The following is a 15,091-nucleotide window of genomic DNA, read 5'->3' as shown; positions in this document are numbered from 1 at the left end:
TTATAATGAAACAATTAATCCCAATACTAATTTTACTTGTAAGCTTCTCTGGTTTTGCACAACGAGGTGGTGAAATTCAAGAAAAAATAAAAGCTCAAAAAATAGCTTTCATTACAGATAAATTAGAATTAACCTCGGAAGAAGCACAACAATTTTGGCCAATTTATAATGAATTTGAAGCTAAAGTAGAAAAGATTAAATCTGAAGATTTAAGACCCTTAAAAAGAGAAATGCGTCAAGGAAATGTCAGTGATAAACGTGCTGGTGAAATCTTAGAAAAACTTCTTGAAGCAGAAACAGAAATGCATAACGCTAAATTAGAGCTTGTAGAAGACTTAAAAACGGTTATATCTGCTAAAAAAATAATTATGCTCAAAGTAGCAGAAGACCAATTCAATCAGAAACTTTTGGATAGATTAAAAGAGTTTAGAGAACGCAGACAAAACAGACGAAACTAATTAAAAGAGACCATAGCGTCTCTTTTTTATTCTCTAAAAGTCAGTTTACTTATACGTCCTTTACCAGCTGCATAAGCTACAGAATCGTTTAAAAATCTTATCGTATAAAAACCTTCGTCACTAAGATGCTTCCATGTTTCGCCAGAATCATTACTATAGTCAATACCTTTAAAACCTATGGCTACTAATTCCTTTGCATTAGAATTTGGAATGTACTGCACACAGCTTCTATAGCCTGGACCTTTGCCATTAGCTACAACTTGCCAAGTTTTGCCGCCATCTGTTGTTTTTATTTTGTTGTTTAAAGTATCATTGGGCTTTGTATAATCACCACCAATGGCAAAACCATTATTCTCGTCATAAAAGTCTATGGAATACATACCTGTAGTTTCTTTTCCTTGAATAATTGGTGTCTCAAAAACATCCCAGGTTTTACCTTTATCTGGCGAATATAGAACTCGACTGGTCTTGCCTCCTGTGGCTACCCAAGTATGATCTCCAACTATTGAAATATTGGTATCACTCGCAGCAAAAGCAGCTTCACCATCTTTGGCCTTTGGTAAATTATCACAAGATAATTTTGTCCAAGTTTCACCTCCATCTCTGGTAATGATGATACTCATACAATCATCCGTTGGGTCACCAATGGCAATACCTTCTTGATCATTCCAAAAGTCCATAGAATCGTAGAATGCTTTTGGGTTGTCCTCGTAATAAACCAACATCCCGCTTTTGTACAATCTTGCTGGACTTCCAATTGATAGATTAAAAAAATCTTCTTCTAAAATCGCACACGATCTTGAATTATAAGAACCGATAGTCTCCAATAAAATAGCCTCTTCATCTTCAATGAACATTTGAATTTCTTTTCCATTAGAAGACATGCCTTTCAACTGATCCTTATTTAATTCAATCGCCCTAACATTCATCAAGGAATCTTGCAACAAAGTTTCAACCTCAACTTCAGAAAAATTTCTTTGCTTTATAGGCTCTTCAGATTTACAAGAACACAAGTTAAATAACAACAAACAAAACAGTAAAATTCGCATACTTTCAATTTTCTCTAAAAATAAAAAAGCTTTACGATATTACCGCAAAGCTTTTCATATTAACAATAATCAATCAAATAATACGTAAAAGTCTACTTAAAGACAAAGTATTCAACTTAACTCAATCTCTTTTTTTTGACTTTCCTCTTTTACCATGACGCTTTATAGCATCGTTTATAATTTTAGAGAGTTGCGCTTTCTGTTCGTCGTTACATATTTCTCTTACATCTCTAAAATGTTTGTACATCTCCAAGTCTTTGTTTTTCTCTTCTATTGCAATTAAATCTATTACAGAATCTAAGAACACTTTAGATACTTCATCTTCTTCTGTATTAGAATACATTTCCTCTTTTAACTCGCCAATTCTTTTTGAGTAGGATTTCATTTTATCAAAATGCTCACTTCGCATCTTGTTATAAGCCTCTTGTTGCTCTTGGTTAAAGTTTAACTCTTCTACCATAGAAAAATGAGGCTTATGGTCTTTATCACCAAATCTTGTTAAATGATGAAAAATAAAAAACACATTAGATAGAAAAAGAACGATAAGTAATATGTATAGAATTGTTTGCTTTTTCATAACTCAATTAATTAAAAATAGATGTGTAAGTTTCTTCACCAAAATCATAAGTATCTACAAACTCTTCAACGGTTGTATTATAATTATCTGAAGTTAACACCTTGTATGCATATACATTGAGTAAAATAACCACTATCAACATTGCTATCTGTAATTTGGGTGTAAACCAAGACCAAATTTTTTGAGTTTCTTCGACTTCTGTATTTATATTGTTCAATATCCTATCTTTAAGAAAAGGTGACACCTTTACTTCTTGGATAGTATCTACAACATTTAGTGTCGTATTTACTTTTTTGTTAATCCCAGAATCTTTCATCATAAATCATTTGTTATTTAGATGCATAAGTTAAAAAAAACTTGTGCTACATATCATTTTTGTAATAGTTGTACAATACCTGCTGAAGGTTTTTCTTTGCTCTAAACATAAGAGATTCAACAGATGACACACTCTTATCTGTTATCTCAGCAATTTCCTGATAACTCTTACCATCTATTTTATGTAGCGTAAAAACGGAAGCCTGACTTTCGGGCAAACTATTAATAGCTTTAAATAATGTTTCGTTTAGTTCTTTGTTCTCTAGTAAAAAACCTGGATGATTAAATTCAGTAAAATAATTCGTCTTATCTATTGAGAAATCCTCGCCAAACAAGGGCTTTAAAAATCCAGATCGTTTTTGGGTATTCCTTTTCCTAATAAACTCCAAACATTTATTGGTGGTTATTCTATAAATCCAAGTAGAAAGCTTAGAATTTCCTTTAAATTTAGAGATTGAATTATAGACTTCTAAAAACACTTCTTGTACCAAATCTTCGGCATCTTCCTTATTTGGTACAAAAGAGATACAAGTACCAAAAACCTTCTGCTGATACTCATCGATGAGTTGAGAAAATACCGCTGTATTTCTTTCCTTTAATTGCTCTATTATCTTCTCTTCTTCCAAATTGTGTTTAAGAAATTACTGCAATTTAATTGAGATGCTTAAACAATAAAAAACTTGTACATGTTTTTTATTTAAAAAGACTTAACTAATAATACAATAGTACATCTAAACTTTTATATTACCTTTGCATGCTAATTTTTTTCAATGCGACTACACAGAAATTTATGCTTTGCGGTTATTGATGGTTTACACAAAATCTTCAATGAAAATGAGTATGCAGACAAAGTGGTACAACAATTATTGAAACGCGATAAACGTTGGGGAAGTAGAGACAGAGGTTTTGTTGCAGAAACTGTATACGAAATCGTAAGATATAAACGACTATACTCAGAGATTGCAGATGTTAAAGCTCCATACGACAGAGATAATCTTTGGAGAATTTTTGCAGTTTGGGCAACACTTAAAGGTATAAAATTACCTGATTGGAAATATTTTACCGATACTCCAACCCGTAAAATTAAAGGACGTTTCGACGAGCTTTCTAAAATTAGAAAGTTCCGCGAGTCTATACCTGATTGGATGGATGATCTAGGTGTCAAAGAACTAGGTGAGCAAACTTGGGCAGAAGAAATTGCTATGCAAAATGAGCAAGCTGATGTTATCTTAAGAGTAAACACCTTAAAAACCAACAAAAAAGATTTGCAACTAAAATTGCAATCCGAAGATATTGAAACCGAATTTTTACCAGAGTATCCTTGGGCATTAAAACTTACAAAACGTGCTAATGTTTTTAAGACCGAAGCTTTTAAAAATGGCTGGTTCGAGGTGCAAGACGCTTCCTCTCAGCTTGTTGCTGACTTTTTAGATGTAAAACCAGGCATGAAAGTTGTAGATGCTTGTGCAGGTGCTGGTGGGAAAACATTGCACTTAGCCTCACTTCTAGAAAACAAAGGTCAAGTGATTGCTATGGATATTTACGAGAGTAAGCTAAAAAAGCTTAAAGTAAGAGCACGACGTAACGGAGTCCATAATATAGAAATGAAAGTGATTGACTCTACAAAACCGATCAAAAAGTTACATGGCAAAGCAGACCGATTATTGATTGATGCTCCATGTTCTGGTTTGGGAGTTTTAAGACGTAATCCTGATGCCAAGTGGAAATTAGAACCAGAATTTATTGAGAACATCAAAAAAACACAATCAGAAGTATTACAACAGTACTCAAAAATGGTTAAGTCTGGTGGCAAAATGGTTTATGCAACTTGTTCTATATTACCTTCTGAAAATGAAAAACAAGTTGATAATTTCTTAACTTCAGAAAGTGGAAAAGAATTTAAACTTGTAAAGGACAAAAAAGTATTAGCCCATAAATCTGGTTTTGACGGATTTTATATGGCCTTATTAGAAAAGAAAAAATAAACCCAAATAGATGAAACAATTCTACACTTTAATAGCTACTTTAATTTTTTCAACAGTAGCGTTTGCTCAAATCCCAGCTGGTTACTACAATAGTGCCACAGGAACTGGTTACACATTAAAAACACAACTTCACAATATCATAGATAATCATAACGACCAAGGTTATGATGCTATGGATGGTTTTATAGCGTCTTATGATTTAGACAACTACTACGAAACTGGAAGTAACACAATTTTAGATCCTTACTCCGAAAACCCAACAGGATCGGACCCTTATACATTTTCTCCTGTTAGTGATGAATGTGGAAATTATAATAGCGAAGGTGATTGTTATAACAAAGAACACGTTATTCCTCAATCTGTTTTTAGTCAAAACTTACCAATGCGTAGCGATGCGCACCACCTTTTACCTACAGATGGTCGTGTTAATGGTTTTAGAAGTAATTATCCTTTTGGCGTGGTTGACGATAGTCAATTAGTAAACCAAAGTGGCATTTCTAATCCAACACAAAACGGTTCTAAACTTGGAGGTAATCTTAACAGTGGTTATTCTGCAGGTTATTCAAACACAGTTTTTGAACCTATTGATGAATTTAAAGGTGATATTGCTCGTATCTACTTCTATTTTGTAACTCGATACGAAGACCAAGTTAGTAACTGGGGAAGTTACCCAATGTTTGACGGAAGCTCAGATAAAGTGTTAGACGATCCCTTTTTGAGTATTCTTTTAACATGGCACCAAAACGACCCTGTATCTCAAAAAGAAATTGATCGTAACAACAATATATATTATAACCATCAAAGCAATAGAAATCCTTTTGTTGACCATCCAGAATGGGTAAACGAAATCTGGGTTTCTACTCCAGACACTGAAGCTCCTACAGCTCCTACAAATTTAGTTGTAACGAATGAAGCTTCAACATCTATAAACCTTAGCTGGACAGCTTCAACAGACAATGTTGAAGTGGTTTCTTATGATGTTTATGTAGATGGAGTTTTTAATACAAATGTTTCAACTAATAGTGCTAACATTATCAATCTAACTCCTGAAACAACATACTCTTTTTATGTTATTGCTATTGATGCTGCAGAAAACGAATCGGCTCAAAGCAATTCAGTTAACGGTACAACAACAGAAGTTGGTACACCAGGAAGTGACTGTGCTACAGAAGATTTTGAAAATATTCCTGCAAACAGTTCACAATATACCGATAGAACTTGGACAGGTACAAACGGTACATGGAATGCAACGGAAGCACGAACTGACCAAACCATTAACAACAGAGCCATACTCATAGATTATAGAGGTAGTTCTGACTTAGGTATTTTAACCTCGCCTACTGTAAATGGTGGTATTGGTAGCCTTACCGTTACAACACAGAGAATTTTCTCAGGAACTGATGGAAATCTTGATGTTCTAGTTAATGGCAACATAGTAGGAACAATTCCTTACAGTGACACCCAGCAAACAACTACAATTAGCAATATTAATGTAGACGGAATGATTACAGTTGAAATATCAGATAATGATTCAGGAAATGCAAGAGTTGGTATCGATGATTTATCATGGACTTGCTATTCTTCATTAAGTTTAACAGATAATAATATTGAGACTTCTACAATCTATCCAAATCCTGTTAAATCTAAATTATACATCAACTTAGCTTCAAACAAAAATACTATTGTTGAAATTTATGACATATTAGGAAAAAGAGTTTTAAAAACTCATATCAATTCTTCAGATAGCATCAATGTACAAACATTAAAATCTGGGGTTTACATTTTGAAATTAACACAAAACAATTCATCTGTAAGCAAAAAATTGATTAAGAACTAGTCAAAGAATGTTATTCTTGAAAAAGCAGTTCAAATTTGAGCTGCTTTTTTTGTTTAAAACATGTTGAATAAGTCCACTAATTGAATTCTTTTTTATAGTCTCATTATTTTAAAATGAATTAACTTTGTGTTTTTATTTTTCACACCAAACACAACACTCTAATGATTCATTTCTTTGGAAACCAAAACAGCAAAGTTTTCGCTGTTCAAGCCACAAAAGAATTATCAACTGAAACCATTTCTAAATTGACATGGTTATTCGGCAACCAGCCAAAAATAGAACAAGCATCACTAGATGCTTTTTTTGTTGGCCCAAGAGCCGCAATGATTACTCCTTGGAGTACCAATGCTGTAGAAATTACTCAAAATATGGGAATTTCTGGTATTTTACGTATTGAGGAGTTCACAGCTGTTTCAGAAGATTTCAAAGGGTACGACCCTATGATTTCTGAAAAATTTTCAAGCTTAAATCAAGACATCTTCACCATAAATATTCAACCTGAAGCAATTCTTGATATTGAAGACATTTCGGCATACAACCAACAGGAAGGTTTATCGCTAAGTGATGAAGAAATTGAATACTTAGAAGATGTTTCTAAAAAAATAGGACGACCTCTAACAGACTCTGAAGTATTTGGCTTTTCCCAAGTGAACTCAGAGCACTGTCGTCATAAAATTTTCAACGGTACGTTTGTTATCGATGGAGAAGAAAAACCGACATCATTATTCAAAATGATCAAGGAAACATCAAAACAAAATCCTAATGATATTGTTTCCGCATACAAAGACAATGTAGCGTTTATAAAAGGCCCTGTAGTAGAGCAGTTTGCGCCAAAACGCGCAGATGTTCCTGAATATTATCAAACCAAAGATTTTGAATCTGTAATTTCATTAAAAGCTGAAACACATAATTTCCCAACAACTGTAGAACCTTTTAATGGTGCTGCAACAGGTTCTGGTGGAGAAATTAGAGACAGACTTGCAGGTGGTAAAGGTTCTATTCCTTTAGCAGGAACGGCTGTTTACATGACATCATATTCGCGTCTAGAAGAAGAACGTCCTTGGGAAAAGGCATTTCCTGAGCGCAAATGGTTGTACCAAACTCCTATGGATATCCTAATAAAAGCTAGTAATGGGGCTTCAGATTTCGGAAATAAATTCGGCCAGCCATTAATTTGTGGTTCTGTTTTAACCTTCGAACATCAAGAAAACAATGATAAGATTGGTTACGACAAAGTGATTATGCAAGCTGGTGGTATTGGTTACGGCAAAGCAGACCAAGCCATAAAAGACATACCAAAAGCAGGTGACAAAATCGTAATTCTTGGTGGTGATAATTATAGAATTGGTATGGGAGGTGCTGCTGTATCCTCTGCTGATACTGGTGAATTTGACTCTGGTATTGAGCTAAATGCCGTCCAGCGTTCTAACCCAGAAATGCAAAAACGTGCTGCCAATGCTGTTCGTGGTATGGTAGAAAGTGACGAAAATTATATTGTCTCTATTCACGATCATGGTGCAGGTGGACATCTTAACTGTTTATCTGAACTTGTTGAAGATACCGGTGGAAAAATCGATTTAGACAAATTGCCTGTTGGTGACCCAACGCTTTCTTCAAAAGAAATTATTGGCAATGAGTCTCAAGAACGTATGGGATTAGTTATTGGAGATAAGCATTTAGAAATACTTCATAAGATTGCAGACAGAGAACGTTCACCTATCTATGATGTTGGTGAAGTTACCGGAAAACACCGTTTTACATTTGAGTCTGAAACCAATGGAGACAAGCCAATGGATTTGGCTCTGGAAGATATGTTTGGCAGCTCTCCAAAAACTATAATGACAGATCATACGGTTGAAAAAAACTACAGTGATGTATCTTACAACAGGGATAATTTTTACGATTATTTAGACCAAATTTTACAGCTAGAAGCAGTTGCATGTAAAGATTGGCTAACCAATAAAGTAGACCGTTGTGTTGGTGGTAAAGTTGCCAAGCAACAGTGTGTAGGACCATTACAATTACCATTAAACAATGTTGGTGTAATGGCATTAGATTATAAAGGTAAAGAAGGCATTGCCACCTCAATTGGCCACTCACCTATTTCGGGATTGATAGATCCTGTAGCTGGTAGCCGCAACTCTATTACAGAAGCATTAACTAACATTATTTGGGCTCCATTAAAAGATGGCTTGAAGAATGTTTCACTTTCTGCAAACTGGATGTGGCCTTGTAAAAATGAAGGTGAAGATGCACGTTTATACGAAGCTGTAAAGGCGGTTTCAGAATTTGCTATTGATTTAGGCATTAATGTACCAACAGGAAAAGATTCGCTTTCTATGAAGCAAAAATATCCTGATGGTGATGTTATTTCTCCAGGTACAGTTATAATTTCAGCTGCTGCAAACTGTATTGATATTAACAAAGTAGTTGAACCTGTGTTCCAAAAGAACGAAGGTGATATTTACTATATCAACTTATCTCAAGACAACTTTAAACTAGGTGGAAGTTCTTTTGCACAAGTAGTGAATAAAATTGGTAACGAAGCTCCAACAGTTAAAAGTGCTGATTATGTAAAAACGGTTTTCAATACCATTCAACAATTAATATTAGACGGTAAAATTGTCGCTGGACACGATGTCGCTTCAGGTGGTCTAATCACAACCTTACTAGAACTATGTTTTGCAGACAACAATGTTGGAGCTGAACTAGATTTAACCGCTTTAGCTGAAAAAGATTCTTTCAAAATACTTTTTGCTGAAAACTCAGGAATTGTAATTCAGGCTAGAGATAAGAGTATCGAAACCGTATTATCTGATGCTAAAATTGATTTCCACAATATTGGTAAGGTTATGGAAAGTGATGTGCTTAGCATCATCAATGGTAATGAAGTCTTTACTATGACCATTTCGAGATTGAGAGATGTATGGTACAAAACCTCTTTCCTACTCGACCAAAAGCAAACGGCTAATGGTTTAGCTAAAACACGTTTTGATAATTACAAAAATCAACCTTTACATTTCGAATTTCCAAAACAATTCACTGGAAAACTTCCAAAAACAGATTCAAGTAAACCTAAACCTAAAGCTGCTATCTTACGTGAAAAAGGAAGTAATTCTGAACGTGAAATGGCAAACGCTATGTACTTAGCTGGTTTTGATGTTAAAGATGTTCATATGACCGATTTAATTTCTGGTCGTGAAACTTTAGAAGATATTCAATTCCTTGGTGCTGTTGGCGGTTTCTCAAACTCTGATGTTTTAGGATCTGCTAAAGGTTGGGCTGGTGCTATAAAATATAATGAAACAGCAAATAAAGTCATCAAGAACTTTTTTGAAAGAGAAGATACTTTATCTGTCGGAATTTGTAACGGTTGCCAATTATGGATGGAATTAGAGCTTATCAATCCAGATCATGATGTACATGGTAAGATGGTACATAACGATTCACATAAGCATGAGAGTGCTTTTACTTCTGTAAAAATTCAAGAGAATAACTCTATAATGTTATCATCTTTAGCAGGAAGTACGCTTGGTGTTTGGATCAGTCATGGTGAAGGAAAATTCAATTTACCAAAAGATGAAAACCAATATGATATTGTAGGGAAATATGCTTATGCTGAATACCCTCACAACCCTAATGGTTCGGATTATAATACAGCTATGATGTGTGATAAAACTGGTAGACATTTGGTAACCATGCCACATATTGAGCGATCCATTTTCCAGTGGAATTGGGCGAACTACCCTACTGGTAGAAAAGACCAAGTTTCTCCATGGCTAGAAGCATTTGTAAATGCTAAAAAATGGATTGAAAATAACTAACTATAAGCAACTTAGAAAAAGAGTATTTATTATATTTGTGGTTATAAATGGTACTTTTTTACTAACGATATTATTTAATCACTTAGGGTTATCACTTAAATTTTGTTAGTAGTTAGGGTGGAAAGTATCATAATGAAGAGGGCTTCTTAAATATGAAGCCCTTTTTTAATTTCAATTTATATGAACTAAAACTCATTAGAATAATAAAAGAGAATTTTATTTTTATACTCCAAAATAATTAACCCTATATTTGTTATTTTAGTAAAAACCCCTAATATTTTTTGCTGATTCTTAGATTATGACAGACGTTACACGCCTTTTTGATTTTCCTTACTATCAACTAAAGCATAAACCAAATGCTAAAGCCTTGGTTACAAAATATAACGGAGAATGGACACCAATGTCTACGCAAGAGTATATCGATAAAGCCAACTCCGTAAGCCGAGCTCTTTTAAGACTAGGTGTACAAAAAGATGATAAAATTGCCGTTATCTCTTCAACTAATAGAACAGAATGGAATATTATGGATATCGGTGTACTTCAAACTGGTGCTCAAAATATTCCTATTTATCCAACCATTTCAGCCGAAGACTATGAGTATGTTCTAAACCATAGCGAATCTATTTATTGCTTTGTTTCTGACGAAGAAGTCCTTGAAAAGGTTAGAAAAGTTCAGTCTAAAACAAAATTAAAAGAAGTTTACTCTTTTAATCATATTGATGGTTGCAAACATTATTCAGAGCTATTTGAGCTTGGTAAAGATAATAGCAACCAACCAGAAGTAGAAGCAAGAAAAGATGCTGTAAAACCTGAAGACTTAGCTACAATAATTTATACCTCAGGAACCACAGGAAAACCAAAAGGTGTTATGTTATCTCACAAGAATATTACCAGTAATGCTCTTGATTCTTCAAAACGTCTTCCTAATATTAATGGAGAAACCAGAATATTAAGCTTTCTACCTATCTGCCATATTTTTGAGCGCATGCTAATTTACCTTTATCAGTATGTAGGTGCAAGTGTATATTTTGCTGAAGGTTTAGACAAAATTGGAGACAATGCTAAAGAAATTAAGCCTCACCTAATGAGTGTTGTCCCGAGACTACTTGAAAAAGTATTTGATAAAATCATGTTAAAAGCAGATGAACTCTCTGGTATTAAACAAAAGTTATTCTATTGGGCTGTAGAGTTAGGCGAAAAATGGGAGCCTTACAAAGCCAATGGTCCTTGGTATGAATTCAAATTAAGTATTGCTAACAAACTAATATTTAGCAAATGGCGCGAAGCCTTAGGAGGAGAATTACGCACAATGGTTTCTGGTAGTGCAGCACTTCAACCACGCTTGTCTAGAATTTTTGGAGCTGCAAAAATGCAAGTCATGGAAGGCTATGGTTTAACGGAGACATCTCCTGTTGTCGGTGTTGGCATGTATAGAGATAAACATTATAAAGTAGGTACTGTAGGTAAGCCAATTGATAATGTAGAAGTTAAAATCGCAGAAGACGGTGAAATCTTAATCAAAGGACCAAATGTTATGTTGGGTTATTACAAAGACCCAGAAAAAACGGATTCTGTAATGACTGGCGATTATTTTCATACAGGCGACAAAGGTATTATTGATAATGATGGCTTCTTAAAAATCACTGGTCGCAAAAAAGAGATGTTTAAAACTTCTGGTGGAAAATACATTATACCTACACTTTTAGAAAACGATTTAAAACAATCCTTGTTTATAGAACAAATTATGGTTGTGGGTGAAGGTGAAAAAATGCCAGGAGCTATCATTCAACCTAACTTTGATTTTATCAGAGATTGGATTGATCATAAAAATCTTAAAATTGGTAAATCTGAAAAAGAAATTGCTACTTCTGAAGTCGTAATAAATCGTATTCAAAAAGAAGTAGACAAGTACAATAAACATTTCGGAAAATGGGAACAAATAAAACGTTTCGAGTTAACTCCTGAAGCTTGGAGCATTGATGATGGCCACCTTACTCCTACTATGAAAATGAAGCGCAGTATTATAAGAGAAAAATACGATGCTTTATATGAAAAAATCTATAGACCTTAATATATAGTCTTTTATTAGTTAAGACTCAAAATACTATGCGTGCATAATTTTTAATAATTTATTATGCGTGCATAGTATTTTTTATTATATTTGAATCTAACTAATTTAAAATGAAGGACAAAACAATAGATTACGTACTGAGAACCACATGGTTAGCAGTCAATAAAATGTATAACGAAGAAGCCTTAAAGTTTGATACAACTATGGCTACTGGTTTTGCATTGCTTAGCATCGACCCAGAAAAAGGCACACCTTCTACTTCACTGGGTCCAAAAATGGGTATGGAAGCGACGAGTCTATCACGCACTCTCAAAACCATGGAAGAAAAAGGTTTAATAGAACGCAAGCCTAATCCAGAAGATGGTCGTGGAGTTCTTATTCACTTAACAGAATTTGGAAGAGAAAAAAGAGCCTACTCTAGAGAACGTGTATTGACCTTTAATGAAGCTATAAAATCTAATATAAGTCCTGAAAAGCTAGAACATTTCTACGAAGTAGCAGAGCTTATCAATAACATGATTTCTAATAAAAAAATATACAATCAAAAAGAACACACATTAAAACAATGAGCAAACGAAGAATAAAGAAAATTGCCATCATTGGTTCTGGTATTATGGGAAGTGGTATTGCTTGCCATTTTGCTAATATTGGTGTCGATGTCTTATTACTAGACATCGTTCCTAGAGAACCTAATGATATAGAAAAAGCAAAAGGTCTTACTTTAGAAGATAAAGTTGTCCGTAATCGCTTGGTTAATGATGCACTTATGGCTTCAATAAAATCCAAGCCTGCACCTCTCTATCATCCTACATTTAAAAATCGCATCACTACAGGTAACTTAGAAGATGATATTGCTAAAGTTGCAGATGTAGATTGGATTATGGAGGTTGTAGTTGAGCGTTTAGATATTAAAAAACAAGTTTTTGAAAAGCTTGAGAAATATAGAACGCCTGGTACTTTAATAACTTCAAACACTTCAGGGATTCCGATTAAATTTATGAGCGAAGGTCGAAGTGAAGATTTTCAAAAACACTTCTGCGGAACACACTTTTTTAATCCGGCACGTTACTTAAAGTTATTTGAAATTATTCCTGGTCCTAAGACAGATGCTTCTGTTCTAGAATTTTTAAATGGCTACGGAGAACAATTTTTAGGTAAGACATCTGTAGTAGCTAAGGATACACCTGCTTTTATTGGAAATAGAATAGGAATCTTCAGTATAATGAGTCTTTTTCATACTGTAAAAGATTTAGACTTAACTATTGAAGAAGTAGATAAATTATCTGGTCCAGTTATAGGTCGTCCAAAGTCTGCAACATTTAGAACTGTAGATGTTGTTGGTTTAGACACTTTGGTTCACGTTGCCAATGGAATTAGAGAGAACTGTCCTGACGATGAACGTCATGAACTTTTTGCTTTACCAGACTTCATCAATACCATGATGGAAAATAAATGGTTAGGAAGCAAAACAGGTCAAGGGTTTTATAAAAAGTCCGTTTCAAAAGACGGTAAAAAGGAAATTTTATCCTTAGATCTTAACACTTTAGAATATAGAGAAAATAAACGTGCTAAGTTCGCGACTTTAGAATTGACAAAAACAATTGATAAAGTTGTAGATCGTTTTAAAGTATTAGTAAAAGGAAAAGACAAAGCTGGTGAATTCTACAGAAAAAGCTTTGCCGCTCTATTTGCCTACGTATCTAATCGTATTCCAGAAATTACAGACGATTTATATAAGATTGATGATGCCATGAAAGCTGGATTTGGTTGGGAACATGGTCCTTTCCAAATTTGGGATGCTATTGGTGTGGAAGCTGGTATTGAAATGATGAAAGCAGAAGGTCTAGAGCCAAATGCTTGGGTTAACGAGATGTTAGCATCTGGTAGCACATCTTTCTACACCGTAAAAGACGGAGCTTCTTATGCTTACGATATTCCTTCAAAAACACAACAAAAAATTCCTGGTCAGGATAGTTTTATCATACTAGACAATATCAGAAAATCTAACGAAGTTTTTAAAAACTCTGGTGTGGTTATAGAAGATCTTGGAGATGGTATCCTTAATTGTGAATTCCAATCTAAAATGAATACTATTGGCGGTGATGTTTTAGCTGGACTAAACAAAGCTGTGGATTTAGCTGAAAAAGATTTTGATGGTTTAGTAATAGGTAACCAAGGAGCTAATTTCTCAGTTGGTGCTAACATCGGAATGATTTTTATGATGGCAGCTGAACAAGAATATGATGAGCTTAATATGGCTATCAAATACTTCCAAGACACAATGATGCGTATGCGTTATTCTTCCATTCCTACAATTGCTGCACCTCATGGTATGTCTCTAGGAGGTGGTTGTGAGCTATCAATGCATGCAGACAAAGTTGTAGCTGCTGCAGAAACTTACATTGGTTTAGTAGAGTTTGGTGTTGGTGTTATTCCTGGTGGTGGAGGCTCTAAAGAAATGGCTTTAAGAGCGCAAGATATGTTCCACAAAGGAGATGTAGAGCTTAACGTTTTACAGGAGTATTTCTTAACTATCGGAATGGCTAAAGTAGCAACATCTGCTTACGAAGCATTTGATTTAGGTATTCTTCAAAAAGGAAAAGATGTTGTAGTAGTTAACAAAGATCGTCAGATTGCAACCGCAAAAGCACATGCCAGAATGTTAGCAGATGCTGGTTACACGCAACCTGTAAAACGCAAAGACATTAAGGTTCTAGGTAAGCAAGCTTTAGGAATGTTCTTAGTAGGAACAGATTCTATGGAAGCAAGTCACTACATCAGTGAGCACGACCAAAAAATCGCAAATAAACTAGCTTACGTAATGGCTGGTGGTGATTTATCAGAACCAACCCTAGTTTCAGAGCAGTACTTACTAGACTTAGAGCGTGAAGCATTCCTTTCGCTATGTACTGAAAGAAAAACTCTAGAAAGAATTCAGCACATGCTAAAAACAGGTAAACCTTTAAGAAATTAAA

General features: G+C 34.4%; 11 protein-coding genes. 7 read left to right on the top strand and 4 right to left on the bottom strand.

All coding sequences use genetic code 11. The annotated features are described in order from the left end of the window. Positions 1 to 5 precede the first annotated feature (5 nt). Positions 6 to 458, top strand: a complete 453-nt coding sequence (locus tag MST30_RS10970; RefSeq protein ID WP_243471456.1) for a sensor of ECF-type sigma factor — start codon at positions 6 to 8, stop codon at positions 456 to 458. Between the two features lie 26 nt (positions 459 to 484). Here MST30_RS10970 and MST30_RS10965 read toward each other — a convergent pair whose 3' ends face one another. The 4 genes from MST30_RS10965 to MST30_RS10950 all read right to left on the bottom strand — a co-directional run bounded on the left by MST30_RS10965 (position 485) and on the right by MST30_RS10950 (position 3,025). Then, positions 485 to 1,507, bottom strand: coding sequence for a WD40/YVTN/BNR-like repeat-containing protein (locus MST30_RS10965; RefSeq protein WP_243471455.1), 1,023 nt, complete (start codon positions 1,505 to 1,507; stop codon positions 485 to 487). Between the two features lie 121 nt (positions 1,508 to 1,628). Continuing rightward, positions 1,629 to 2,084 (bottom strand): Spy/CpxP family protein refolding chaperone, encoded by a 456-nt coding sequence (locus tag MST30_RS10960; protein ID WP_243471454.1) that lies wholly within the window; start codon positions 2,082 to 2,084, stop codon positions 1,629 to 1,631. Between the two features lie 7 nt (positions 2,085 to 2,091). Continuing rightward, complete coding sequence (locus MST30_RS10955) at positions 2,092 to 2,403, bottom strand: hypothetical protein (protein ID WP_243471453.1); 312 nt, start codon at positions 2,401 to 2,403, stop codon at positions 2,092 to 2,094. A gap of 43 nt (positions 2,404 to 2,446) precedes the next feature. Continuing rightward, positions 2,447 to 3,025, bottom strand: a complete 579-nt coding sequence (locus tag MST30_RS10950; protein ID WP_243471452.1) for an RNA polymerase sigma factor — start codon at positions 3,023 to 3,025, stop codon at positions 2,447 to 2,449. A gap of 144 nt (positions 3,026 to 3,169) precedes the next feature. Here MST30_RS10950 and MST30_RS10945 point away from each other — a divergent pair, with 144 nt between their 5' ends. The 6 genes from MST30_RS10945 to MST30_RS10920 all read left to right on the top strand — a co-directional run bounded on the left by MST30_RS10945 (position 3,170) and on the right by MST30_RS10920 (position 15,090). Beyond that, positions 3,170 to 4,384 carry an RsmB/NOP family class I SAM-dependent RNA methyltransferase gene (locus tag MST30_RS10945; protein WP_243471451.1) on the top strand — a complete coding sequence of 405 codons (1,215 nt, stop codon included), beginning with the start codon at positions 3,170 to 3,172 and terminating at the stop codon, positions 4,382 to 4,384. Positions 4,385 to 4,394: 10 nt separating this feature from the next. Continuing rightward, on the top strand, positions 4,395 to 6,221 hold the full coding sequence (locus MST30_RS10940; protein ID WP_243471450.1) for an endonuclease: 1,827 nt from the start codon (positions 4,395 to 4,397) through the stop codon (positions 6,219 to 6,221). A gap of 161 nt (positions 6,222 to 6,382) precedes the next feature. Beyond that, entirely contained in the window at positions 6,383 to 10,045 is a 3,663-nt protein-coding gene (purL, locus tag MST30_RS10935) for a phosphoribosylformylglycinamidine synthase (protein ID WP_243471449.1), read from the top strand. Between the two features lie 298 nt (positions 10,046 to 10,343). After that, positions 10,344 to 12,116 (top strand): AMP-dependent synthetase/ligase, encoded by a 1,773-nt coding sequence (locus tag MST30_RS10930; RefSeq protein ID WP_243471448.1) that lies wholly within the window; start codon positions 10,344 to 10,346, stop codon positions 12,114 to 12,116. A 110-nt stretch (positions 12,117 to 12,226) separates the two neighbouring features. After that, positions 12,227 to 12,685 carry a MarR family winged helix-turn-helix transcriptional regulator gene (locus tag MST30_RS10925; protein WP_243471447.1) on the top strand — a complete coding sequence of 153 codons (459 nt, stop codon included), beginning with the start codon at positions 12,227 to 12,229 and terminating at the stop codon, positions 12,683 to 12,685. Beyond that, positions 12,682 to 15,090 (top strand): 3-hydroxyacyl-CoA dehydrogenase/enoyl-CoA hydratase family protein, encoded by a 2,409-nt coding sequence (locus MST30_RS10920; RefSeq protein WP_243471446.1) that lies wholly within the window; start codon positions 12,682 to 12,684, stop codon positions 15,088 to 15,090. Before MST30_RS10925 ends, MST30_RS10920 begins: the two co-directional genes overlap by 4 nt. The last annotated feature ends 1 nt before the right edge of the window (position 15,091 follow it).

The organism is Winogradskyella sp. MH6 (assembly GCF_022810765.1).
Lineage (GTDB): Bacteria > Bacteroidota > Bacteroidia > Flavobacteriales > Flavobacteriaceae > Winogradskyella.
Note: the sequence above shows the minus strand (reverse complement) of the source record. Positions and strands in the feature narration are given on the sequence as shown.